The following is a 24,366-nucleotide window of genomic DNA, read 5'->3' as shown; positions in this document are numbered from 1 at the left end:
GATGGGGGCTGCGCCCCCCCACTCGGCGCCTTCGCTTCGCTCCGGTCACCGGGTGGCGCTCCGCGCCACGAGGGCCGGCCCCGCTGCGCGGGGCAGGCCAATGGGCCTACGGCCCGAGCGGCAGCATGCGGGGCAGTTGCGCCTGTGTCTCCGGCTGACTCCTGAGGGCTTGGCGCCGGGTCAGCGTCTACGGGACCAAGTGCTACCGATTCCCGCAACGTGCAAGGCCAGCGCGGTCAGCCCCAGGAGCATGACGTTGACTGACGAGAACGTGTGATTGGTGCTGATCTCGGCCGCGTTGATGAGGAACGCGATGAAGAACAGCACTGCCGCGACTATGCCGAGCATGACAAGCCCCTCTCATAGGAAGTGAAGCCCGTATGCCCGGCCCCCGCCCCCACAGACATGGGTGGCGCGCCTTCGAAGTCGGATGACTCGCCAGGTAGGAGCCTGGCGAGTCATCCGAGCACGCTGAAGGGTCCTCAGGCGTGGGCGTGGCGGGTACTTGCCGCCTTGTGCGAGGCGGCGTGAGGTGCGGGCCGGCCCGTCACGGGAACCGCGAGACGCCGCAGGGACAGGCCCGCGGTGACGAGGAGACCGGTGAAGACGGTGAGGAGCAGGACGGACACCCACATCTGCCGGCTCCCCGGTGACTGCCAGCCGGTCCAGGCCGCGGATGCCGCCCACAGCAGGGCGCCCACGGCGTAGAGGGAGCGGACGCGGTGCAGCTGTCGCACGGCCCGCAGGAACTGGATGCGTTCGGTCTTCGGTGCCATGCGGGCCCGTGTACCCCGATGTGCCACGACCATCAGGGCGGAAGGAATCTTGTGTAGGGGTCTTTCCGGGGAGTCTCATACGTCTGCATCTCGATGTGATGCAGCATGTAGCATTGGCATAATTCAGGGACACCCGGTGGGGAGCGGTTTGCGTGTTGATCTACGAGTATCTTCCGCATGAGCTTGCCCGGCTCGGGGTCGTCGCGAAAGCTACCGGACTCGATCGACACCAGGTGGCCGCGCAAGTGCGCCTGGCCCAGGAACGCGCCGGGCGTGCACGGGTGTGCCCTGCAGAGCCGCATCACTTGAGCGAGCTGTTCATCGCGGAGTTGCGGCGCCTTCAGTGGGAACGGATCGCCGCTCTCATGGAGAAGGAGCGGATGGCCGCGTACGCGCCCTGCCGCGACGCGCGTGCCGTCCGCTATGAACAGCAGCGTCTGAAGCGGTTGATGACAGACGTGGCCGCGGCCGAGCGGTCCGGCGTCGAGGGTCCGGAAATCTCTCGGCATCGCGTCTACCGGGTCGATGCTCGGCCGACTGCTGGCGGCTCCGGCCCAGACATGCCCGCCCCCGCCATGCATCTGATGGCCGCGTCAGCCGACGAAGCGGCCGAGCGGGCCTGGGCCGTGCATGGAAGGGACGGCGGCCTCTATCAACGCGGCGGGTACCGAATCGCTTCCGTCACACAAATCCTTCCTGAGCCGGGAGAACTCTTTTGATCCAGCTCCGAGAACATCAGGTTCAACAGAAGTCGAGCTTCCGGAAATGGGTCGGGTTTCCTGCAAGATCGCCTGTGCCCCCGGGAGGGATGCGGGGAACGATCGTGTCCGCGACCGGATCGGGCAAGACGATCACCGCCGCCGCATGCGCGCTGGAGTGCTTCCGGGGCGGCCGGATCCTCGTCACCGTGCCGACCCTGGACCTGCTCGTGCAAACCGCCCAGGCGTGGCGGACGGTGGGGCACCGCTCCCCCATGGTGGCGGTGTGCTCGCTGGAGAACGACCCGGTCCTGAACGAGCTGGGGGTGCGTACCACCACCAACCCGATCCAGCTCGCCCTGTGGGCAGGGCACGGGCCGGTCATCGTGTTCGCCACCTACGCCTCCCTGGTGGACCGCGAGGACTTCGGCGACCCAATGGGTCAGGGGAAGGTTCGCGGGCCGCTGGAGGCCGCTCTGGCAGGCGGAGAGCGCCTGTACGGACAGCAGATGGACGGTTTCGCGCTCGCCATTGTCGACGAAGCTCACTCAACCGCAGGTGATCTTGGCAGGCCCTGGGCCGCGATCCACGACAACGCCCGCACCCCCGCCGACTTCCGGCTCTACCTCACCGCCACCCCCCGCATCCTCGCCGCAGCCCGCCCGCAGAAGGGCGCGGAGGACCAGGAGACGGAGATCGCGACCATGGCCGATGACCCGGACGGGACGTACGGCGCGTGGCTCGCGGAGCTCGGTCTGTCGGAGGCGATCGAGCGGGAGATCCTCGCCGGATTCGAGATCGACGTACTGGAGATCCACGATCCCTCCCCCGCCCTCGGGGAATCCGAGGAAGCGCAGCGCGGCCGGCGCCTGGCACTCCTGCAGACCGCGCTCTTGGAGCACGCCGCGGCGTACAACCTGCGCACGGTCATGACGTTCCATCAGAAGGTGGAGGAAGCCGCCGCGTTCGCGGAGAAGATGCCGGAGACGGCGGCCGAGCTGTACGCCAACGACGCCTCCGACGACGACCTGGCGGCCGCGGACCGGCTCCCCGCATCGTCGATCGACGCGGAGTTCTACGAGCTGGAGGCCGACCGCCACGTACCCCCGGACCGCGTGTGGTCGGCGTGGCTGTGCGGCGACCACCTCGTCACCGAGCGGCGCGAAGTGCTACGCCAGTTCGCGAACGGCATCGACGCCGCCGGCCGCCGGGTCCACCGCGCCTTCCTCGCCAGCTGCCGCGTCCTCGGAGAAGGCGTCGACATCACCGGCGAGCGAGGAGTCGAGGCCGTCTGCTTCGCCGACACCCGCGGCTCCCAGGTGGAAATCGTGCAGAACATCGGCCGCGCGCTCAGGCCCAACCGCGACGGCACCACGAAGGTCGCGCGCATCATCGTGCCCGTGTTCCTGGAGCCCGGCGAGGACCCCACCGACATGGTCGCCTCCGCCAGCTTCGGCCCTCTTGTAGCCGTTTTGCAGGGCCTGCGCAGTCATGATGAACGACTCGTCGAGCAGCTCGCCTCCCGTGCCCTCAGCAGCGGGAAGCACAAGGTGCACCTCCGGCGCGATGAGGACGGGCGGATCGTCGGGGCCGGCGGCGCGGTGGACACGGACCACGAGCAGGACGACACCGACGGTGCGGTCGAGTCGGCGCTGCTGCACTTCTCCAGCCCGCGCGACGCCGCGACCATCGCGGCCTTCCTGCGCAGCCGCGTCTACCGGCCGGAGTCCCTGGTGTGGCTGGAGGGCTACCAGGCCCTGCTGCGGTGGCGGAAGGAGAACAACATCGCCGGGCTCTACGCCGTGCCCTACGACGCAGAGGTCGAAGTCGGAGCGACGAACGCGTTTCCGCTTGGCCGGTGGGTCCACCAGCAGAGAAAGGCACTGCGGGCCGGGGAGCTCGAGGAGCGGCGCAAGACCCTGCTGGACGCACCGGAGGCCGGGATGGTCTGGGAGCCAGGTGAGGAGGCCTGGGAGAACAAGCTCGCAGCGCTGCGCTCCTACCGGCGGGCCACCGGGCACCTCGCCCCGCGCCAGGACGCCATGTGGGGCGAGAGCGAGGCAATGCTGCCCATCGGGCAGCACATGGCCAACCTCCGCCGCAAAGGCGGCCTCGGGAAGAACCCGCAGCGGGCGGCAGAGCGAGCCAACCAGCTGGCTGCGATCGACCCGGACTGGAACTGCCCCTGGCCGCTCGACTGGCAACGCCACTACCGCATCCTCGCCCACCTCGCCAAGGACGAACCCGGCGGTGTCCTGCCCGACATCGCACCCGGCGTGCTCATGGACGGAGACGACCTCGGGCGGTGGCTCCAGCGGCAGACCCAGCCGACCGCCTGGGCGCAATTGTCGAGCGAGCAGCAGGAGCGGCTGACCAGGCTGGGCCTGAAGCCCGTGGAAGCTCCGTCTGCGGCTCCGACGGCTAAGCGCCTGGCGAAGGGTCCGGGCAAGGCGCAGCAGGCGTTCCAGCGCGGACTTGCGGCCCTCACACAGTGGATCGAACGGGAAGGCGCCCACCGGCCAGTCCCACGCGGCCACAGCGAAGAAATCGTGGTCGACAGTGAGGCCGAACCGGTCGTCGTGAAGCTGGGCGTATGGGTATCGAACACCAAATCGAGGCGGGACAAACTCACCGCCGAACAGCTCACCGCGCTGCGGGAGCTGGGCGTGGAGTGGGCGTAGTTCCTTGGTCGGACGGTGCTCCCTCGTTATGGGCACCGTGTTCTGCCCGCTCACTTACGATCCACAGCATGAATGACAGTCCCGCTTACCTCTCGGTGAAGGTCAATTTCGACAACAGTGACTACGACAATGTGTGTGACACCTTCGGCGGTGGCTTCGAGCGCCTCCCTGCCTGGCGGGCGCTGGGAGACCTACTCGCTCACCGGCCGGGGTGGCATTTCGACGTCGCCAACCGCGGCGAAGCCCTGTGGTGTCTCGGTGTCCTGGGCGAATGCCGCCTGGCCATCCACGTGAGGGAAGACCTGCGCTTCCACTGCTACGACCACGACAAGGACTCGGACACCATCGCGGCGGACACGACCGAGGTGGAATCCTGGCTCCAAGGCCGGGAGGAGACCGCCCAACAGCCGAGTGACACCCTCCTGGAGATGGCGAGCTCGAACTCGTGGGACTTGCTGAAGCGCTACACGTTCCGGCTCCAGGTGAGCTGGTCAGACGGCTATTACGCCGCGTCCGTCGCCGCCCTTGCAGAGGCAAGCTTCGGCCCCACCATCCCCGAGGCCGTCGACGGCGCCGCAGAGATGATCTGTCACCTCTTCAAAGCGCCAGCGGAACTCGCGTCCGCCCTGACGCTGGCCGCCGAGCTCGATGAGACCGCCGTACGGCACATGCGTACCGAACGCTGATTTCCTTTCGCAGCGTCGTCGGGACGACCGTCTCGGGGACGGTCGAGACATCCATCGACATGCGGAAGATCGTCAGGCCCACACCTTGTGTTCCTCGGTGAAGTAGGGCCAGGGCTGGCAGCGGCTGTCAGTCTTCTCCAGCAGCCGGTCGATGCCCTCCGCCCAGGTCTGCAGGTCGGTGAGCTCCAGCAGCAAGCGCTCGATCTCGGCACACGCCACTTGCAGCCGTCGACCGTGCCCGTTGATCTCCAAGAGGGACTGCGGCGATTCGATCTCGGCGCCTTCGGGCAGAACCCACCGGACGTCCAGCCCGGCCTTTCGGAGTTCTTCGACGAAGTTGTCGGAGGACAGCGTCACGGTGAAGACGAGCATGTCAGCGATGAGTCCGGCGCACTGCGCGGGCTGCAGCGGGTAGATGCCCCACGGCGCGGTGAGGTAGTTGCGGGCTGCGCTGTCCCCGCTGCCGTAGCAGACGCGCCGTCCGGTCAGCCGGGTGCGGCGCAGCAGCGCTGCGTACTGCGCTTCAAACTGTCGTGTGGCTTCCTGGGACCCCCATTTGTTGCTGGCGGCGGGGATGTCGAGGGCGAGCAGGCCGCGCTGTCCTGGCACCCGCATCGTTTTCAGCCCGTCGCGGTGGGCGTGGGCGAAAGCGTCAGCGAGAGCCGAGAGGTGAGTGGCGTAAGGCACGCCCGTGTCGATGAGTCGGGCATTCTCGTGCCCAGGGAGCGGGCCGCCCTCGTGGAGTGCTTCAGCTGCCATCCGGGTGCGCTGGAATTGGGCTCCTTCCCGCCGGTTTGGGTTGGTCTTCAACTCGTAGAGCAGGATGTCTTGCTCGTTGTTCTGGTCGGGCTTGCCGAACACGGTTACGTCGCCGATGCGCAGGCAGTCGGTGAGGTCGTGCAGCATCGCGAACTGCCGATGCTCATTCCACTGCTGTTCCGCGAACTGGATCTCGTGGACAGTGCCGTCCTTGCTGAGGGTCATTGGTCCCGGTGACTCGTTGCGACGCAGGGTGAGTATGTGGCGGCGGTCGTAGTGGAAGGCCTGCCAGGCCATGGCATCACCGATCGAGCGCAGTTGTCGGCCTACGCGCTCCAGGACGTCCAGTTCCAGCCGCCAGTCGTCCAGGTCGTGGGGATCCCCGATCGCGAGATCCGGGGCATCAGGCGGAAGCTTCTGCCCTCTCCTAAGCCTCTTGATCACCCTTGATCGCTCCGCCCGCGCGTCGTTCGCGGCAAGGGTGGCATGCAGCAAGTCCTGCTGGAACGCAACATAGTCCGCTGGGGTTTGGCATTCGCGCAGGTCGCGGATGAACGCGATCAGCCGCTCGCCCGTCTCGCGGTGGAAGGGGTGCTTGATCAGCACGTCCAGACGGTCGGACGGCATGTCGGTCAGCATCGGAGGCACGTGGACATTCTCTTCGTTCGCGGTTCCCTCTTCCATCGAATTGCCCGGACCGCCGGTATTGATCGTCAGCGAAGCGTCGGCATCGCCTGGGCTTAGCAGCGCAACACGGCCCTCCCCAGGCGCTCCGTTCAGCAGGCAAGGTCGGCGTCGATACAGGATTCCGTGTCGGAGAATGCTCCAGGCACAGGGGAGGGATGTGGATGACGAACGACTTCGATGCACGGCTGGCCGAGGTGCTCAACGCGGCTACGGAGAACATCCGGCGCACGGTGGCGGCCAACTTGATACCGGCGCCCAAGGTGGTACTTCCAACGCCGCTGCTGGAGGGCCTGTCCAAGGCTGTCGCGCCTTTGCAGCCAGCGCTGGAACGCCTGGACGCGATGATGCCGGAAAACTGGCAGGGCCAGCATCTGGCCTACACGGACATGGTCCGGCTGATGCTGGAAGGTGTGCCCCTGGCGTGGGTTCCCCCGGCTGACGTGATCCGACAGCTCCTCGCTGCAGATGACGTTCGCTCTCGCGCGAAGGTCCTCAACGACTCCCGGACGGAGATCCTCGCCTCCTGCAGCAAGGCCCTGGCCTCCGTCACCGACACGCGATTTGCCGCACAGCGGGCCTTGCTCGAGGAATGCGTACAGATGATCGAGGGCGACATGTTCAGCGGTGCGCAGGCCCTTGCCGCGAATGTCTGGGACACCTTCGTTCGCGGTCTGGCCTTCGCCAACCCGGCGTGGCTCACCGACAAGGGCTGGTGGCCCGGCTACGCCAAGATCAAGCAGAGCGTCCCCACTGTCGACGTAGACGAGGACGCCACGATTGGTCAGTTCCGCAGAGCCGCTGTCTTCCTGCCCTTCGCCCAGACACTGGAGGAGTTTCGGCGACAGCACCCCGTGCCGGAAGGCTTCAACCGGCACGCCACCGCCCACGCTGCCGGCTCCGTCCAGTACACCGCCGCCAACGCTGTGGTCGCCCTCATGCTCGCTGTCAGCGTCCTGCGCGAGATCGACGACCAGGGCTATTCCGTGCAGCTGCACGCCTGACAGGGGGCCTCTACGAGGTCCGAGCCCACAGACGCCGTACCCACGACCTATGCCGGCACCCGCTTCCGGTCCCGCCTCGAAGCTGACTGGGCCGTCACGCTCAACGGCCTCGGCATTGCGTGGGAGTACGAGCCTGAGCTGATCACTCTTCCTTCCGGCACCCAGTACGTGCCTGACTTCTGGCTTCCCGAAGTAGGAACATGGCTGGAAGTCAAAGGTCCGAACACGCCACGGCGGGAGAAGGCAACCGAACTCGGCACCGCCCGTGCCTGCCAGTGCACCGGCGCATGCAGGTGCCGGTGGCCAGGCGGCCAACTGGTTCTATTGGGCTGGCCCTCCCACCGTAGTCCGAACCAGCCCGGCTATCGCGGCCGTTACGGTCACGCATGGTGGGCCGCGGCATACGGCCCCAGTGCCTATCTCACCGAGTGCCCATCGTGCGCCCGCGCCCACTGGGTCACTCTGCGCAGGCCATGGCGGTGCCGCGGCTGCCACGCCAGCCTCGGCGCCACACCACGCTTCTACAGCCCAGCGGAACAGCTGATCCGGTTCGGCGAAGGTGCTTCACTGGCCTCGGCTCGCGTTGACGAGGACATACGGCGGCTCGCTGATGGAGACGACATAAGCGAGTGGTGACCTCCCACCGTTTCGGCGCGACCACTGTATGTGCACTGGCAGCGCACCGACCAACGGCTCACGGTCGTCAGCGGTGGTGCGACGTAGGAGGGCGCCCGAGCAGCCCGCGCTATGGGACAGACTGGGTCCTGCGAAATCGTGGCATCGTGGGTGGAGTTGTTGGCATGGGGTGGGACGTACGGCTCGGGGAGCTTGAAGCATCCGAGATTGATGCTGTCCTGCAGCATCCGGAACACATGGTCAACTTCCACGCCGTCACCTGGCTCCTGGAGCAGTTCGATGCAGCCAAGACCACTGCGGAGGACTTGTACGACTTCCAGGCCCATCTGTTCCGAGCGTCTTATCGAGCCCAGCTCGCTGCGGATCGGATCGCGCGGGCGGTACGTCGTATCAATGCCGGTAAGGCCCCCGGCTGGCCTGGCCCCATGGATGCCGATACTGCCACGTTCGTTAACCCGCCGTGGCGCCTGCGGTGCGCACCGGATTCCAGGGAGCGTGAGCAGTGGATCTTTGAACGGCGGGTCGCGGAGCGGGTGATCCGGCAGCTGCGCGCCGTGGGGGACGCGCTGGCGTGGCGGGTACACGGTTACGACCGGCGGGTGATCGTCGCGCTGTCCCGCAACGACCCTCCTGGACCATTCGTGGCCAAGTCCGGACTGGACGCGGAACTCGGGAAGATCACCGAATTCATGGAACAGGGCCGTTTTGCGCTGCTGCACGATCTGACGTCAGTGGTGCGGGTCCTCGACGCCACCGAAATCGAGCCCAGCGGACGCCGGATGCTTCATGAGATCAAGTCCAGTGGTTCGTCAAGCGCAACAGCGAAGGCCAAGAAGCAGATCAAGCGCGCGGAACGGCTCCTGGCCGCAATCGACGGCCGCGTGGCACTTCCGGGAGAAGAGGCCACGAGTCTGTGGCGGGCGGGGACGCAGCTTCGAACGCACGTACGCGAGTTGGTGCCGGCGATCGAGCGCGCTGCGGCCGAAGGCTTCTCGGCCGTGCAATTCGCCGACCGTGTCGTCGGCGCCTTCCATCTACTTTCCGCCTCGGGCCGCCACGCGGAAGAGGTGTGGAATGCGTATGTGCGCTGTCGCGAGGATCTTCTCCGCCAGCGCCTCGGAATCGAGAAGGGGTTGCATCGCCTCCGGGCCACCAGTGTCGACTCCGCCGCACGGGACCCGGCCACCGCTCCCTGGGGGATCTACCCCCTCCCTGCGCATCATAGGGCAGCCCTGATCTGCGACTACCTGGTCCTCGAATCGTTTCTGGTCGCCGACGAGGTAGCCGCCCGATTCCATCGAAAGCGTCTCGATGCTCAGGTGCTCCTCTCCGTGCCCGGACACGGATTCGACGGGCACACCAAAATCTTGCAGATCGCTGATAACGGGCACAACATCGTGGTCCACGGCAACGCCATGTACCAGCTGCTCATGGAGTTCGTCCGCACAGACCGCTTCGTCGACGCGATCGACGAGGCACTCAAGCTCCCTGATCCCTCGATCCACTCACTGCTGATGTACAGCAACGAACGTGCGGTCTGGCATTGAGCAGGCCGGGGGAAGTACTGCCATCGAATTCGATCAGGTCCAGGTCCGTCCGAAGGCGGCTCTGGTAGATCGGTAGGGCCGCTTCTGTGGCCATCTGTCGACCCGTCCGGAACCGCGCGCGGCCCGGCAGTCGCGCGCGAGCAACACCAGCAGCGCCCGATCCCGTCGCCCGCTGCCCGGGCCTGTCTCACCCACCCACTTCTCTTTTCTTCCTGCTGTGGGGCGTGGACTCGGGGGCGTAGAGGGGATGTCAGCCTTCCGAGCACGGCAGGGTCAGCGTGGTGACCTGCGAATTCGCAGGCAGGCGCGGCAGGCGGCGCGGTCGGTTGTCGGACGGGTTATCGGCGGGGACGTGGGTCTGGTCCACGGAGGTGTTGTCGCTTCGTGACCGTGGTCGGGCCTTCGTGGTCGGCGGTCTGGTCGGGGCCGGCTGCTGCTGTGGACGGTACGCGTGGCGCCGAGCGGGTCGGTGCCGTACCGGATGGGAAGCGAGTTGATCCGTGATGATCGGCGTGGATGCGAGCGGTGGGGACCGGCTGGCGCTGGGTGTGCTGGCGCATGGCGACCACCGGGCAGCTGCACCGGGTGATCGCCGCTGGGGTGCGGATCGAGCAGACGCGGCGGCGGCTGGCCCGGCTGCGGGAGGAGGGGCTGCGGGAGGAGGGGCTGCGGGAGGAGGGGCTGCGGGAGGAGGGGCTGGTCGACCGCATCACCCTGCCGCAGGCCGGACGGACCCGGGTGTGGCATCCGACCGGCTACGGCGTGCAGCTCGCCTGCGAGTGGCCCGAGCTGCGCGGGCACCGGCCGTCCAGGACCGTGTCCGATCCAACCGCTGTGCGGTTGAGGGCCGGCCACACGCTGACCGTGACGGAGACCGCGCTCGCCTTCCTCGAGGACGCCCGCCGCCGCGGGGAGCTGTGCGAGCCGCTGGACTGGATTCCCGAGGTGCACCATCCGATCGGGAGCGGCGAGGCCGTCATCCCCGACGCGCTCCTGTACTACCGGCGCGGCCCCGCCGTCGGCGAGGGCGGGTCGATGCTGCAGGCGTTCGTGGAAGTCGACCGGGGCGCCGGCCGACCTTCCAGGAACCGGCGGTGGAGGAGTGGCGGCGGCGCTACCCACTCTTCCCTCGCGTCCTGTTCGTCCTGGACAGCACCGGGCACGCCGGTGTCGAGAACCGGATCACGGCTCTGCGCGCGGCCGCCAGGGCGCTGGCGCCGTTCCTGCGGAACGTCCCCGTGCTCGCGGCGCCCCTGGCCGACCTGCTCCACCACGGCCCCTCCGCACCCGTGTGGCGCCCGGTCCACGACCCCGGCTGGCGAGTCCGCTGGACAGACTTCGAGCACCGCTGACGTGCGACCGCCGCAGACGACGGCACGGGTCTGTGGTTCGCCCGCAGACCCTGCGTAGCTGGTTGAGGTCGTGGCGGGCACGACCCGGCACGCGGTCGTCACCGTGGTCCGGCTGCGTTGACCGGTGACCATGGGGCAGGTGGGAAACTCTGAGCGGGCAGCAAGGGAGACTTGGCAGAATTCGGCGGGTGGGAACAGCACAGCCGACGTCGCGGCAGCACCTCATATCCCAGGTCCTGCTAAAAGAGTTCACGATGCCCGAGCCGAAGGGCGGCAGCCGGCAACTGCTCCCGTTCGACCTGCACAACCCCCAACGCGTGCACAAGCGGATGCCCACCAGCCGATGCGGCTGGGTCGAGAACTTCGTCGCCGTCGACTCCCCATCCGTTGAAGCACTGTGGGGCGACGTGGAAAGACGCGTGCCCGCGGCGCTCGCCGCCGTGCACGCCGGCACTCCGTTCGCCGACCCGCGTCACGTGGCCGTGCTGCGTGACCTGGTCGCGCTCCACTACATCCGGTCGCTCCACTACCGCGATGCGTACACCGGCGCGGTCGAGCGGGCCCGTACCCGGCTGGCCGCCAAGGTGATCACCCAGTACCCGGAGCAGCTGCGCCTCGAGGCACTGCGCGAGACGGGCCTGCATCTGTCCAACCCGGCTGCCCTGGGCGCCTTCGCCCAACGCCTCATCGAACGGTCCACGGAGAGCGACAAACTCTTCCGCACGCGCATTGAGGACGACTTCCACAAAATGCGGGACCTGGCGTCGACGCGACGGCTGGAGGTGATCACGTCCGAGACTGGCCAGTTCCTCATCGGCGACAACCCGGCCCTGACCCTGTGCGCGAAGGGAAACCGCACCATCTACGGCATGCCGTTCGAGGACGCCCAGACCCTCCTACTTCCCATCAGCCCGAGGCACATGCTGTCCCTGGGCACCGAGGACGTCAGCCTCACCGCCCCCCAGTCCTTCGTCGACCACCTCAACGCCGTGCAGGTCCACGCCGCCCACCGTTACGTCTACATGCACCCCGGCAGCGGCCTGGAGACGCTCGTGGAACGCGCCGCACAGCGACGACCAGCCGGGGACCGCACCGCCTGACAGGCGATCGTCATTGCCGTACCTCTGCGGCCTGCGGCGGCTCGTCGGACGGCGCATCCGAGCCGACCGGCTGCCTCAAGTCCAGGTGGCAGCGCAGCCGTACGCCGGGCTCGCCCGCGTCTCGCGTCGTGCGGTCGGCTGTTGCCGTCGCCCACCGGTCGGCGAGCATCTGTTGGAAGGCGAGCGCGGTGTCGTCGTCGGCGGCCGCGACGTCGACGACGACCAGGCCCGGCTCACTCACGTGCACCTCGTTGATCGGGTCCATGTACGGCACTACGCCCGGGCTACCGGGGAGAGTTCCGCCGCTGCCGTGTCTTCACCCGACCAAGTGGCCGGCCGTCAGGGGCTGTCGCCGCCCCAGTCCCAGCGGGCCGGGTCGCCCGGGCGCGGGTCGTACAGCGCCCGCCCGCCGGGCCCGAACTGTCCGAGTTCCGTGGCGAGGGAGACACCGTCGTTGATCTCCTCCGGCCTCCAGCCGGTGATGTCGAGCAGCAGTCCGTCCAGCGGCCCGCCCACCAGTTCGGCGTAGCTCCGTCCCGGCTTCGGGCCCGGGTGGTCGTGGTCGGCTCCGTAGATCCGGCCGCGCAGCAGCTGCTCATCGTCGCTCTCCAGCCTCGCAGCCGCCACCGACAACGGGGCCTTGCCCAGGTAGTCCTGGACGGCGCTCGTCTTCGGCCCGTTCCGCCTGCCGCTCCGCCTCTGACTGCCCGGGCCGTGCAGTCGTCGCACAGGTGCGGGTGACTGCCCCTGCGGCCCCAGTCGACCGCGATGCTGGCCTTCCACCGGTCGTCGGTGAACTTCTGTCCGCAGTCCGTGCACACCGGGCGCTGCGCCTCGCGTTCGGCGGCTTCCTGCGCGAGACGGCGCCGCCCCTCGTCGGCGGGCGAGGGCGGCGTCCCGGCGGGCGGGGGTGGGTCGTGTCCTGTCTCAGATAAGTCTGTGTAGCGTGAGTCGATGACCTGCGGTGCCCGGAGTTCAGTGAGACGTCCATCCTGTGCCTGTCTCAGTTGAGTCCGGGCATCTTGGTTTGCGGTATATGTCTCAGTCTTGAGAGATGTCCAGCGCTTCTCTGACTTGTTTGCGGAATTTGCAGCACAGCTTCCTTTAGTAGCTGGCCTCGGCGCGCAGCATGTCCGCCTCGGTGGGGTTGCCCTCGTCGGTAGCTACCTCTTTGGCTTCCATGGCGAAGAGGTCACGCCATCCCTGAGGCGAGCAGTGACGAGCAGTCGCGACTGAGGACTTCAGCTGGCGAGTTGAGCGGTGTGGTTGGCGAGCAAGCTGATCGCGCACCGACACGAAATTGAACACGTAGTGAGCGGATTCCAACTCAAGAACGGGTTCTCAGGCGTTGCGCGAGCAGCGGCGTGGCTTCGGCGGGGTCGATGTCGCAGACCAGCAGCCCGGGCTGTCCGTAGGGCTGATGGCTGAGTAGCATGCCGTCCGGCCGCACCACGGCGGATGTCGTGGGTGATCCCGGGCTCGCACAGTTGACAGCGGCGACGTAGCAATTGTTCTCAGCGGCGCGACAGATAAATGCCTTCTCGTGGAAGGAGTTTTTCGGGTCAGCGAATTCAGTCGGCTGAAATGCGCCGGGCTCCGCTTCGTTGTAGTGCGGGTGGAACACCAACTGAGCGCCGTTACGGACGGCCCAGCGTACCGTCTCCGGATAGCGAAATCCTTCGTGGCAAATCGAGATGCCGAAGCGGACGCCGTCGACTTCGAATATCCGGCGATCGCTGCCCGCCTCGTACGTGGAATCTTCTTCCGGGTCGAGCTGCACCTTGTCCTGATAACCCGCTAGATCGCCGTCAGGCCGAAGCACGAGCATGGTCAGACGAGGCTTGTCGGAAACGTACCGCTCGGTACCGAGCACCACGTATATGTCGCTCTCGCGCGCGGCTTGGGCGATGCGCTCGTGCGCAGTTTCTAGGAAGTCAACGCTCACGGCCTTGCGCGAGTTCGGCGGCCATGGGTAGCCCGGCACGTACGCCTCCGGGAAGCACACGATACGCGCGTCGGCAGCAGCAGCGGCTCTGACCGCGTGCTCGGCTCGCACCACGGAGTCTTCTGGACTCTCGGGAATTTCGAGGTTGGCGAGCGCGACTCGAAGTCTTGTCATGCGACTCATTGTGCTGCACAAGCTGGTCGTATCGAACACGATTCGCCACCCTTCCCACAACCGACGCTGGGTGCGCGGCATATGCCATCAGGGCGCCTTCGCGCTCCCTCGGCCGTGCCTGGACCAGGGGGACCGGTCTTCCCGCGGTCCAGCAAGGTGTTCAGTCCTCGCCCACTTGCAGGAGCACGACAACGAATCCGTTTCCCCGGCCGGCGACTACGCCGTCGAAGGTGTGCCTGGTGACGGGATTCCATGCGCGTCCGTTCGTCCAGGGGCCGTCGATGTTGGAGAACCATTCCGACCCAGGGCCCAGAATCGCCGTCGTCTTCGTGGCAGCTCGCCTGGCGTGGGCGAGGTCGCGCCGCGGGTGTCCGGGGAATACCAGGCTGTCGATGGAGAGGTTGACCATCAGCTCAGTCGCGGTGTCGTGTGTGACCGGGCGGAGGGCTGTCTTGATCGCCTTGATCGTGGTCGGTCCGGTGGCGCCCCTTACTGCCTCGTGAGCCCAGTCGGCTTCGGCGGTCTTGGCGAGGTTGCGGACATGGTGCGCGAGGTCAGTTCCCGAACTCCAGCACCAGCGCGAGTAGACGGTCTCCTCGCTGGCCAGGGAGGAGACGAGCGTTTCGAGGAGGTCTGCATCGTTCATGGTTGAATCCTGGCAGGCCGGTTCGAGTGAAAGTTCGCGGATGCCCACGTCGACTCTGCGCGATCCCAGGGTTCAAGCACGGCGGCTCACGGCTGCTTCGATGTCTCGTGCCGTCTCGCCCAGTTCCTTGAAGAACCACGGCTTGCTGGTCCTGCGGAGGACCTTCTCCTGAGGCAGGCGCCGGATGAACTCCGCCCTGAACTGCAAGTACTCGCTGCCTTCGGCAAGCGCGAGGCGACGCCAGTGAGGGGAGGCGTAGAGCGACATGGCTTCCACGATCTCGGGATAGACCGCGATGTGCCGTCGGGGGTCCCAGATCTGCGTGTGGGGGTCGGCGCCCATGGCTTCGAGTCGCCGGTGCCGGTCGCTGAGGCGGTAGCCGCGTGTGAGGACGGCTGCCCAGAGGGTGGAGCAGTGCTCGTAGCAGGCGTCGAGCACGGTGTGTCCGTATCGGCGTAGGAGCCGGTAATGGCGGCGTTGGGCATCGACCACGTCGGGGAGTCCGGAAAGATCGGTTTGCTGGTGGTAGTAGGCGACGGCCTTGCCGATCCAGAGCTTGTGGCGCGGGCAGACGTGATCGTGGAAGTGGGACTTCCAGGCGGTGACCGGGCTGACCAGGGTGTAGTTCCCGGTGCGGCGGGCGACGCAATGCCGGCAGGCCAGCGCCGGGGAGCGATCCGGGCGGCCGGGGACGAAGGGGCCGGTCTGCTGGCCGAGGAGAGGGATCGCCCGCACGAGGGACGCGCGGGGCTGGCCGCTGGCGATGGCGAGCCGGTCGATGTAGTCCTGCTGGGAGTTCAGCCAGTGACTCTGGTTCAGCAGTCGTTGGACCAGCACCTTGTTCTTGTCTCCGAGGCGCTTGAGGTAGGACTGCTCGCTCTCCTGCGGGAAGGGGACGACTGGTCGGGGGAGGGGCTTGATCAGCCAGTAGCGGGTGGGCTCGCTCATCCGGCCTTCTGGACGGAGGTCCCTGGCCGGGAGGCGGACTCGCTGTTGTGGTCGATCCGGGTCTTCTTCAGCAGGTCCTGGGTGATGCGTTCGCTCTGGTCGAGGATCGCGGAGATGGCCGCAGCACGGATCAGATGGGAGAGGCTGCCGATCATCCCGCCAGTGCGTTGGTGCAGGTAGTCGGAGAGGTTCACCAAAGTCTTCGGCTGATGCCGGTGCAGCCGCAGGGTCTCTTCCAACGTCGCGACCAGCGAGCGCCATTCGGCGTTGCGAGGGAACGGCCCGGTGCGGACCAGGACGCAGCGGCCGCCCATCTGCCGGCCGCGGACCCCGGTGAACACCCCGGACTGCTCGACGTCGATGCCTGCATAAACGAAGGTGGCCGGTAGGTGCTCGGTGAAGTACTTCAGATGGTCGGAGAGATCCTCACCAGCGACCGTGCCGTGGTTCAGCAGGTGAATCTCATCGACCAGTACGAGGTCCGTGCGGGCTTCGGTCATCACCTGGCAGACGACGTTGGTGATGTCGATCGTGTTGTGCCGGGCTGACACGGCGGGCAGGCCGAGGAAGCGGGCGAACTCGATGGCGAGCTTGCGGGGCGAGCCTTTGGGCGGAGCGGTCAGATAGACGACCGGGATCCGGTCGCTTCCGGGATAGCGCTGGCGGACCCGTAGTTCGTGGAGGCGCCCGAGCTGCTTGAGAGCAGTCGTTTTGCCCGTTGTCTGCCGTCCGGAGACGATCAGCCCGCGGCGGGCCCCGGTTTCACGCTGATTGAGCAGCGTCAGCAGACGTCCCTGATGAGCGATCTCCCGGACGGCCGCGGTGCGTACGACCTGAAGTTCGGAGTGATAGAGGACTCGGGCATCGTCATAGACCTCACGGTCCGCAGGACTCAGCGACTGCCACCGCTGTTCGGGCAGCAGTGGGAAGTCCGCCGGATCGGCATCCACGAACTGCCGCCATCCGGTGAGCTGGGTTGTGGGGTCCCGCCGGATCTCCAGCAGGTCCGCGGCGTCATGCCCGTTCGGCCCCGGAGTGCTCACCACCATGTCTCGGCCTCCTTGCGGGCATCGAAGATTCCCAGCGGAACCACGTCTGCCAGGTCGTCCTCGTTCTGCGCTGCCTCAGGCGCCGGCTCCTCGGCGGGTTCTGGATCGGCCGGCCGGGGCCAGGAAGGAGTACTCGTGGCCCGGGTGCGGGCGGCGACCTTGCGGTCCTTGCGGCTGCGTTCCGAAGAGCGGGCTGGTGTGCCCTGCGGGCCGTCGGCAGCCCGGTCCAGAAGGTCGACCGCGGCCTGGGCGATCTCCTCCTCGGTGACCGGGTCCGCGCCGCGCTGGGCAAGGACGCGGCGGGCGTGGTCCCAGGCCAGCTCGCCCATCGGAGTCGGTGCGGTGCGAAGGTGCCGCCAGAGCGCCATGATCCACGTCCCCTCGCGGTGGTTGCGCACCCAGATGCGCGAGATGTCGTAGGGGTCGTAACGGACCTCCCACCGCTTGCCGTCGGCCCCGGCGCGGGACGGCTGCCGGCGAAACGGGGTCAACTCCGCACTGTCGTAGGTGCGGTGGCCCAGACGGACGCCGTAGGAGTTGATGACCCGGAACTCCCTCGGTAGCAGCCCGATGTACTCCTCGGCGCTGAGCGCGACCGGGACGTGCCCGGCCGCGGCGACCAGAGCGGCGTACTTCTCATTCGGGCTCAGTGCCTTGCCCGGTATCAGCGGATCGCGCAGCCCGTCGTGCGGCCGCATCTGCCAGTGAACGATCCATTCCTGCAGCAGTTCCTGGAGCTGGTGGATCGTCCAGACAGCCTCCGCGGCCGGATCGGTCCCCCGATGCTCCGTGCTGCGTCCTTTGTGACCGGGCAAGTGCTGGACGAACATCGTGGCCACGGACTGAAGCGTCCGCTCGATATGGGGCTTGTCCGTCGGAGTGTCGGGGTGTGCAGGCTGGAAGGAGATGCCCAGCGACTGGCAGGCGGAGCGGAACGTGTCGGAGATGTAGGCCTTTCCCCGGTCGCAGACGATCGTCTCCGGAGTGATCACCGGAATCGCGGCCGCCTGAGCCAGCCTCTCGTCCAGCGCTGTCAGCGAGGCATGCGGGAGCACTGACCGGGACATCCGAAGCGCGTCCGCCCAGACCGGCCGCATCGGCTCCGGCGTCATCGCCCTCGCCAGCAGCAACGCGGCGTCGACCGCCTTCGTCGACGGCCGCAGCACCGCCGCGGCCAGCGTGCGGGTGGCGATGTCGACGATGCCGGTCAGCTCGACGGTGTCCACCGTCCCGTCGTCGTGAACGACCAGCACATCCAGCGGGGTCGAGTCGATCTCCATGACCTCGCCCGGCCGGGCCACAGTGAGCTGGTCGAACATGTCGTCCGGCTGCTTGGCCAGCGAGCGGCGGGTGCGGGCCGAGCCCAGTGTGTGCCGGCCGGAGCTGACCGTCTTCAGGAGCCGGTAGAACGTCGCCCGTGACGGCAGCGGCACCGTTCCAAGGCCATGCTCGGCTTCCAGCTGACGCTCCATCCGGCGCCGCAGCACCCGCGCGGAGACCGTGGACCGTCTGCCCTGTTCCTCCACCACCTTCTCCAAGGCCTCGATCACCCGCCGATCGGCCCGGCCCGTGCCATCCGGGACCGAACGCAGCCGCGGATCGACCAGCCCGAGGACTCCCTCGCGCTCGAAGCGGGCCCGCATGTCCTGCAACACGGTCATCGACACCGCCGTCCCGGCCGCCGCCAGCTCGGCAGCCTTGGCCAGCTCCCGCTGCCGCAAGGAACGAACCGCCGGGTCGTACTCAGGTCGCACCGGCCCGTCCGGCTCGTCCCATGGGCGGCCGGTCAGCATCTCCACCAGGTGCCGCTGCCACCAGCCGGCTCGCTCCACCGCCTTGTCCGGAAGCCCTTCCAGCACATCGGCCGCAGGCATCACGGTCCGTGCCGAAGTGGCAGAGACCACCTCGAAATCCTCACCCGACAGCAGGTGGGCCAGCATCACCACACTCGCCGACTGCTTCTCATCGACCAGCCGGACCGCAGCCCCCTCCAGCGCGGCCACCGTATGCAGACGACCATCGAACCGGACCAGGTCACCCGCCCGCAGCAGCCGCGGACGCAACGACACCCCCGCCCCCTTCCTCCGCCATGCCCAGCCGAACCCGCGTGTCCGCAGCCAGTAGTTTCGACTGCAGATCAACGGCCAGGACCCGGCGCCAGAGCAGGTGGAACAGCACCGGCAGCACCGCGATCTGGTCACCCACTCGCCGTGCTCCGTCCAGCAGTCCGCCGCCGTCGGCGAAGACCCGCACCAGATCAGCCGCAATCCGAGCGCGGTGCACCCGCGGATGCCGGTAGCCGGCCAGCCACCGCACATTCGCCATCAGAACGGCATCCGGCGCCCCCACCCGGATGTAGTCCCAGCCCACGGGCTGACACGCCGCCGCCGTCGCAGCGAATTTCACGGCGTCCGGCGGCTCGATCCGCTCATCGGGACGGACATCGACCACCAGCCCCGTCCCGTCCGCGCGGCGTACGAAAAAGTCCGGCGTATGCCGGATCCGCTTCCCTCGCGGTCCCGCCCACGACAGCCGGAACGGCTGCGAAGCCATCCCCGTCACCAGCGGGTCGAAGTCGAGCAGCACCAACCGATCCCGCTCCAGCCACGACTCGAAGCCCACATGCCCGCCACAAGTCGCCGACCAGTACCAGCCGCACCAGCTGCCCTGACCCCGGAAAGCCGGAAACCGCCGCTCAGGCCGAACCGACTCGAACCGAACCGACCACAGATCCTCCAGGCAACCACGCTCACGGACCCCGCCCGCGCTGACGTACTCCAGATCGAAGTACTCCGCCAACACCTCACACGCATCCATCCGGGCCTCCGGTACGACGCCGACCAGTCACGACGACCGTAGGCACAGCCGCAGCGGCGTACCCGAAGAAGACCGAGACACCCCACTAAATGCCCGGACATGACTGAGACGTCACCCCACTTGCCCGGAGATCTCCGAGACTGCCCGGACATCACAGAGACAGGACAGGTCGGGAAACGGTGTGCCCTGGCATTCGCGGACGCTACTACCCGCACGCCTACGGCACGCGAAAAGTACGTTATTGGTACGTGGAAGGTACGTTTCACCGGTAGGGTGGGGGCGGAGGTGTCCCATGTCGGAGTTGTTCGATGCCGTGGACGCGCTGGTCGCGTCCCGGTCCCCGCTGCCGCCGCCGGCGGAGCGCAGGCGGCTGCGCCAGGCTCACGCGCTCACCCTGGACGAGGTGGCCGCCGCGCTGCAGGTGCGGCGTGCGACCGTCGGTGCGTGGGAGTCGGGCAAGACCGAGCCCAGGCCGCCGGAGCGGGAGGCGTACGCACGCCTGCTGGAACAGCTCGCCACGCTCTATCCCGCCCCGGAGAGCAGCGACGCCGAGCAGGAGGGCGCCGGTGCCGAGCAGGAGGACACCGCGGTGCCGCAGCCCGCAGCTACGGCCACGGCAGCGGCGCCGTCGACGCCGACGGTGAGCCCGCCCAAGGCGCCGCCGAGCGAGGCACCGGACAGCACGGCCACAAGCCTGACCGGGGCAGAGGATGCCCCCTCGCGCCGTCCCGCCCCGGCGAGCACGCCCGCGCCCGGCGGGGCGTACGCGCACGGCCCGCTGCTCGTCCTCGGCGCCGACGCCGACCGGCAGGTGACCGGCTACGGAGTCGGCGGGCTGATCATGGACGTGCCCGCCAAGTCCCTGCCCGCGCTGGTCGAGTGGACGCTGACCGAGGCGCGGCTCGGGGCGGAGAGGCTGCACGGCTCGGGTAAGGACGCCGATGCGCTGCTGGTGCTCACCGAGGCCGCGTGCGAGCGCTACGGCCTGCCCGGCCAGTTGTCGGAGTCCGAGCGGCTCGCCGGGCGGCTGGCGGAGGGGCACAAGGTCATCAAGCAGCTTCAGCGGGCCGACTGGCAGCTGACCAAGCGGGGGCTGGGGCCGTGGGCGCGGATCTACCGCCCCGCCCAGGGGGGCCATCGGCAGTGCGTGCAGCTGTGCATCCCGTCCTGGCGCGCCCTCGACGGCCGCGCGTGGGGGCATGCCGCGCAGCTCGAGCCGGCGGAGCTGGCCCGGGTGCTGGGCGTGTACGCGCAGCGGGTGATGACCCCGGTGGGTTCCACCGCGGTGACGGGGCTGCATCTGATGACCGCGCTCAACCCGCCGACCCGCGCCAGCCAGCCGGACGCCGACGGCCGGCGCCACTCCGAGCACCGGCCCGGCTCGCTGGGCACGCAGCCGGTCGACCCGGCGCCGTGCGAGGCGACCGACGGGCACCCCGTCCTGGCCGACCTGCCCCGCTTCCACGTACGCCGCCCCGACGAGAAGCTGTTCGAGGAGGCCTACGACTGGGCACGGGATCTCACCGACGCCGAGTGCATGCAGCGCCACCTGGTCGGCCTCGACGTGAACCTGTCGTTCGCCGCGGGCGCCAACGGCGCCGTTGTCGGTCTCGCGTCGCCGCCGGTCCACGTCACCCGGCCCGCATTCGACCCGTCGCTGCCCGGCTCGTGGCTGGTCGACCTCTCCCACGTCGATCCGTCCCGGGTGAAGGTGGGCAAGCAGTGGCGCGACCTCGACGGTGATCTGCTGCCCAGCCCGTTCACGCCGAGCGGCCAGCGCCCGACGGGTCCGGCCTGGTATGCCACGCCCACCGTGGCGTATGCCGTCGAGCTCGGCTACGACGTCGCCCCGGTGGAGGCGTGGGTACGCCCCGAGCACGGCCGGTTCCTGGACGGCTGGTACAAGCGGCTGCGCGACGCCTACGTCGCCACCATGGCGGATCTCGGGGTGGGCGAGAAGCTGTCCCCGCAGGAGTTCTTGGAGGCGATGGACGGCTACAAGAGCCGTGATCCGGAGCTGGGCATCGTCGTGGACGCCATCAAGATGACCGTCAAGGGCGGCATCGGCAAGCTGCGGGAGAAGGCGCGCGGCGGGGGCTGGAAGCCGGGACAGGCCTGGCCCGCCCTCGCCCGGCCCACCTGGCGGCCCGACATCCGCGCCGCCGTGATCTCCCGGGCACGGATCAGCATGCACCGCAAGATGCTCGCCCTCGCCGCGGCCACCGGGCAGTATCCGGTCGCGGTCCTCTCGGACTGCGCCGTGTACGCCGCCGACGGCCCCAGCCCGCTCGACGTCCTGCCCTACAACGACGACGGCAAGACCGTCCCCGGCTCCTTCCGGCTCGGCGTCTCCCCCGGGATGGTCAAACACGAAGGCACCCAGAGCGTGCTGTGGGGCGCCAACGTCCTAGAACAGCTCGCCCGCGACGGCCACGTCGCCAACCTCGCCCGCTACATCAAAACCGGCGAGGTCACCGCCAAGGACACCGGAGAGTAAGGGGAATCGCGGCATGGTCACGGTCGGGGAAGGACTCGACAAGGCGGTGCAGGGCGCGTTCACCCGCCCGATCCCGAAGTCCGCCGGAGCGCAGATGCGTTACCTGGTCAGAGCGCACCACCGCAGTACCCGGCGGGTAGCCGAGATGCTCGGCATCAGCCAGCGCACCGTCGAACGGTACGTGAAGAACCAGATCAAAACCCCCCGCCCGGAGCTCGCCGACCGCCTCGAACGCGAGGTCCGTGCCCGCTGGCAGCCGCAGGTCAGGGCCAAGGCGAAGCAGGCCGCGGCCACCACCGGCGGCATCATGATCGATGTCCAGGCCCGCTTCGGCTACACCGCCGCCCCCGGCAGCACCGACGACGCCCGCGTACGCCACCTCACCCTCGCCCTGCCGCCCGGCCACGCTGCCCGTCTCTTCCAGGCCCAGGAGACCGGTCTCACCGAGGACCAGCTCCGCCAGATCGCCGCCGAGGCCCTGGGCGAGGTCTACTTCCGCGACAACGGCCGCCGCGCCCACGGCCTCGAAGTCGAACTCACCGACCTGATCGACCTCGAGTTCGAGCTGTAGGTCGGGCTGGCACGCCACCGCACCAAACGGTGCGCAACAGCGGCGCCTCGCCGGGACTGCGTTCAGGGGCCGGCCGTTGCACTTGTGACAGGACCGCCCGCGACAATTCCGTGCCCGCGGCAACTCCCCTGTCAAATGGACCGCGCGTCCTCCACCGACAGCTGGACCAGATCGGGGACATACACCCAGGATGGGCAGCCCAGCCGACGCAGCCCGCACGCTTCGGCGGCGGGCGGCGCGGCAAGTGACCGGCGCCCTGTCACGCGTGAGGAGAGCTGTGGCAGCAGGGGCGTTACGGACCGTGCCGCTGGCCGGGGAGCTGACAGCGTCGTTGATCCACCGGGCCGCGGGCGTGCTGCGGCTGTGGACATGCCGCAACTCCCTTGCGCGGCACGAGAGCGGTGGTGTGCGGGCCGATGCGGAGGTCGTGCTCAACGAGGCTGGGCGGGGTGTGCTCGCCGAGCTGTGCGGAATGGGACTGGAAGCGCTGGCGCGGGCACTACTGGGGTTCACTGTGGACGATCGGAAGATCAGCACCGGCCCGGAGGTCGGTGCGCCGCAGGCGCGATGGCGGGCGGCGGGCACGGTGGCGGGGCCGGCCGCGTTCGGGTGCCGGCTGTGCACCGCGCGGCGCACCGGGGAGGCGGTGCGGGCGGTGCGGTATCTGCCGTACTGGCGGCGGGTGTGTCTGCGGCACGGCCAGCCTGCTACAAGTTGGGAACCCTTCTGGGCCGATTACGACCAAGTCCGTCGACTGGACACGCCGAGCCCCGATCTTGTCGCGACCCCTCCTGGGCTGATGACGACCCTGGTCCTTGCCTCCGCCGCCCAGGTCAACGCCGCGTTGCGAACCCGTGACGACAACTCTCGACCAGCTCATGTACGGCGTCCGCCAGATGTTGTGAACCGTCCTGGGTTAATGATGACTACCGGACGCACCGACCTGGTCGGCGCCCGCAGCATCCTGTTGCGAACCCTCCTGGGCTGATGACGACGTGGCGGCAGGTCGCTGACTGGATCGCCGGGCGCATGTTGCGAACCCTCCTGGGCCGATGACGCCCCGCGTCGTCATCCTGGTGCACCGGGACGAGCTGGCGTTGCGAACCCTCTTGGGCTGATGACGACTACCCGGGCGCCGTCACCTACACCGAGCAGATCCTGTTGGGAACCATCCTGAGCTGATGACGACTTCATCTGTGGCGAAGGCCTGCTCTACCAGGAACCGTTGCGAACCCTCCCGGGCTGATGACGACGCCCCCGGCAAGTACAGCCTCTACGACGACACGAAAACGTTGCGAGCCCTCCTGGGATGGTGACGACACCACCCACGCCACCGGCTGGTCCGTCCCTAACCTGTTGCGAGGCTTTCTGGCTGATTAAGCCGCGGCCCTACCAAGGCCATCGCCCACATCACGTGGTTGCGAACCCTCCTGGGCTGATGACCACAGCAGCTGACTACGCGCGAAGAAGCACCATCGGCCTCACGCCCGGCATCTGGTGACAATACCTGACCCGTTGCCCGCAACGGTGGTATCTCCCAGCTCAGCGGACGTTGTCAGTGCCTCTGTGTACGTTGCTCCTTGGGACGCCAACTCCTTGTGGAAGAGGTCTATTTGGCGTGCCTTGACGTGGACTCATTCACCCCGGATGGGGAGAGAGGGGGGATCGTGCGGCTGCGTTTGGAGATTAGTACACGGGCTCGGGAGTCTCAATGACGAAGTCAAGCCGCCTGCGTGACCGGTGGGGCGGAGGTGAAGACCCGTCCGTCACGCAGCAGCGCCCACAGCACGCTGGCC

Annotated in this window: 22 protein-coding genes; 10 read left to right on the top strand and 12 right to left on the bottom strand. The window is 68.1% G+C overall.

What is annotated here, in order from left to right:
- Positions 1 to 180: 180 nt before the first annotated feature.
- Together AB0D59_RS49955 and AB0D59_RS49950 are read right to left on the bottom strand one after the other, a co-directional pair.
- Positions 181 to 348, bottom strand: coding sequence for a hypothetical protein (locus AB0D59_RS49955; RefSeq protein WP_165939570.1), 168 nt, complete (start codon positions 346 to 348; stop codon positions 181 to 183).
- A gap of 134 nt (positions 349 to 482) precedes the next feature.
- Positions 483 to 776 (bottom strand): hypothetical protein, encoded by a 294-nt coding sequence (locus AB0D59_RS49950; RefSeq protein ID WP_362579506.1) that lies wholly within the window; start codon positions 774 to 776, stop codon positions 483 to 485.
- Positions 777 to 928: 152 nt separating this feature from the next.
- Here AB0D59_RS49950 and AB0D59_RS49945 point away from each other — a divergent pair, with 152 nt between their 5' ends.
- From AB0D59_RS49945 to AB0D59_RS49935, 3 genes are all read left to right on the top strand, one after another.
- Positions 929 to 1,495 carry a hypothetical protein gene (locus AB0D59_RS49945; RefSeq protein WP_362579503.1) on the top strand — a complete coding sequence of 189 codons (567 nt, stop codon included), beginning with the start codon at positions 929 to 931 and terminating at the stop codon, positions 1,493 to 1,495.
- Positions 1,492 to 4,155, top strand: coding sequence for a Helicase associated domain protein (locus AB0D59_RS49940; RefSeq protein WP_362579500.1), 2,664 nt, complete (start codon positions 1,492 to 1,494; stop codon positions 4,153 to 4,155). Before AB0D59_RS49945 ends, AB0D59_RS49940 begins: the two co-directional genes overlap by 4 nt.
- A gap of 68 nt (positions 4,156 to 4,223) precedes the next feature.
- Positions 4,224 to 4,841, top strand: coding sequence for a hypothetical protein (locus tag AB0D59_RS49935; protein WP_362579497.1), 618 nt, complete (start codon positions 4,224 to 4,226; stop codon positions 4,839 to 4,841).
- 72 nt (positions 4,842 to 4,913) lie between these two features.
- On the opposite strand, the gene AB0D59_RS49930 is transcribed toward AB0D59_RS49935, so the two are convergent.
- Positions 4,914 to 6,239 (bottom strand): hypothetical protein, encoded by a 1,326-nt coding sequence (locus AB0D59_RS49930; protein ID WP_362579495.1) that lies wholly within the window; start codon positions 6,237 to 6,239, stop codon positions 4,914 to 4,916.
- 209 nt (positions 6,240 to 6,448) lie between these two features.
- Between AB0D59_RS49930 and AB0D59_RS49925 the strand changes: the two genes are divergently transcribed.
- From AB0D59_RS49925 to AB0D59_RS49910, 4 genes are all read left to right on the top strand, one after another.
- Positions 6,449 to 7,288, top strand: coding sequence for a hypothetical protein (locus AB0D59_RS49925; RefSeq protein ID WP_362579492.1), 840 nt, complete (start codon positions 6,449 to 6,451; stop codon positions 7,286 to 7,288).
- An 800-nt stretch (positions 7,289 to 8,088) separates the two neighbouring features.
- Positions 8,089 to 9,471, top strand: a complete 1,383-nt coding sequence (locus AB0D59_RS49920; RefSeq protein ID WP_362579489.1) for a hypothetical protein — start codon at positions 8,089 to 8,091, stop codon at positions 9,469 to 9,471.
- A gap of 516 nt (positions 9,472 to 9,987) precedes the next feature.
- Positions 9,988 to 10,881, top strand: coding sequence for a replication-relaxation family protein (locus AB0D59_RS49915; RefSeq protein ID WP_362579486.1), 894 nt, complete (start codon positions 9,988 to 9,990; stop codon positions 10,879 to 10,881).
- Positions 10,882 to 11,011: 130 nt separating this feature from the next.
- Positions 11,012 to 11,923, top strand: a complete 912-nt coding sequence (locus AB0D59_RS49910) for a DUF4238 domain-containing protein (RefSeq protein WP_362579483.1) — start codon at positions 11,012 to 11,014, stop codon at positions 11,921 to 11,923.
- A gap of 10 nt (positions 11,924 to 11,933) precedes the next feature.
- On the opposite strand, the gene AB0D59_RS49905 is transcribed toward AB0D59_RS49910, so the two are convergent.
- The 9 genes from AB0D59_RS49905 to AB0D59_RS49865 form a co-directional block, all read right to left on the bottom strand.
- On the bottom strand, positions 11,934 to 12,188 hold the full coding sequence (locus AB0D59_RS49905; protein ID WP_362579480.1) for a DUF6207 family protein: 255 nt from the start codon (positions 12,186 to 12,188) through the stop codon (positions 11,934 to 11,936).
- 74 nt (positions 12,189 to 12,262) lie between these two features.
- A complete protein-coding gene (locus AB0D59_RS49900) occupies positions 12,263 to 12,535 on the bottom strand; it encodes a hypothetical protein (RefSeq protein WP_362579509.1) in 273 nt (90 codons plus the stop codon).
- Between the two features lie 492 nt (positions 12,536 to 13,027).
- Positions 13,028 to 13,231 (bottom strand): hypothetical protein, encoded by a 204-nt coding sequence (locus AB0D59_RS49895; protein WP_362579477.1) that lies wholly within the window; start codon positions 13,229 to 13,231, stop codon positions 13,028 to 13,030.
- Between the two features lie 19 nt (positions 13,232 to 13,250).
- Positions 13,251 to 14,042 (bottom strand): carbon-nitrogen hydrolase family protein, encoded by a 792-nt coding sequence (locus AB0D59_RS49890; protein WP_362579474.1) that lies wholly within the window; start codon positions 14,040 to 14,042, stop codon positions 13,251 to 13,253.
- Between the two features lie 160 nt (positions 14,043 to 14,202).
- The gene (locus AB0D59_RS49885; protein ID WP_362579471.1) at positions 14,203 to 14,688 is read right to left on the bottom strand and encodes a hypothetical protein; all 486 of its coding nucleotides are present in this window, start codon (positions 14,686 to 14,688) and stop codon (positions 14,203 to 14,205) included.
- Positions 14,689 to 14,760: 72 nt separating this feature from the next.
- Positions 14,761 to 15,636: a hypothetical protein gene (locus tag AB0D59_RS49880; protein WP_362579468.1), complete on the bottom strand. Its 876-nt coding sequence runs from the start codon at positions 15,634 to 15,636 to the stop codon at positions 14,761 to 14,763.
- Entirely contained in the window at positions 15,633 to 16,685 is a 1,053-nt protein-coding gene (locus tag AB0D59_RS49875; RefSeq protein ID WP_362579465.1) for an ATP-binding protein, read from the bottom strand. Before AB0D59_RS49875 ends, AB0D59_RS49880 begins: the two co-directional genes overlap by 4 nt.
- Positions 16,676 to 18,754, bottom strand: coding sequence for a Mu transposase C-terminal domain-containing protein (locus AB0D59_RS49870; protein ID WP_362579462.1), 2,079 nt, complete (start codon positions 18,752 to 18,754; stop codon positions 16,676 to 16,678). The genes AB0D59_RS49875 and AB0D59_RS49870 overlap by 10 nt, the downstream gene beginning before the upstream one ends.
- Positions 18,720 to 19,502, bottom strand: a complete 783-nt coding sequence (locus AB0D59_RS49865; RefSeq protein WP_362579459.1) for a TnsA-like heteromeric transposase endonuclease subunit — start codon at positions 19,500 to 19,502, stop codon at positions 18,720 to 18,722. The genes AB0D59_RS49870 and AB0D59_RS49865 overlap by 35 nt, the downstream gene beginning before the upstream one ends.
- A 292-nt stretch (positions 19,503 to 19,794) precedes the next feature.
- Between AB0D59_RS49865 and AB0D59_RS49860 the strand changes: the two genes are divergently transcribed.
- The 3 genes from AB0D59_RS49860 (at position 19,795) to AB0D59_RS49850 (ending at position 23,558) form a co-directional block, all read left to right on the top strand.
- Positions 19,795 to 21,999 carry a helix-turn-helix transcriptional regulator gene (locus AB0D59_RS49860; protein ID WP_362579456.1) on the top strand — a complete coding sequence of 735 codons (2,205 nt, stop codon included), beginning with the start codon at positions 19,795 to 19,797 and terminating at the stop codon, positions 21,997 to 21,999.
- A 13-nt stretch (positions 22,000 to 22,012) separates the two neighbouring features.
- Positions 22,013 to 22,570, top strand: coding sequence for an XRE family transcriptional regulator (locus tag AB0D59_RS49855; protein ID WP_362579453.1), 558 nt, complete (start codon positions 22,013 to 22,015; stop codon positions 22,568 to 22,570).
- A 277-nt stretch (positions 22,571 to 22,847) separates the two neighbouring features.
- Positions 22,848 to 23,558 (top strand): hypothetical protein, encoded by a 711-nt coding sequence (locus AB0D59_RS49850; protein ID WP_362579451.1) that lies wholly within the window; start codon positions 22,848 to 22,850, stop codon positions 23,556 to 23,558.
- Positions 23,559 to 24,366 lie beyond the last annotated feature (808 nt).

This window comes from Streptomyces sp. NPDC048417, assembly GCF_040651615.1.
Taxonomy (GTDB): Bacteria; Actinomycetota; Actinomycetes; order Streptomycetales; family Streptomycetaceae; genus Streptomyces.
Note: the sequence above shows the minus strand (reverse complement) of the source record. Positions and strands in the feature narration are given on the sequence as shown.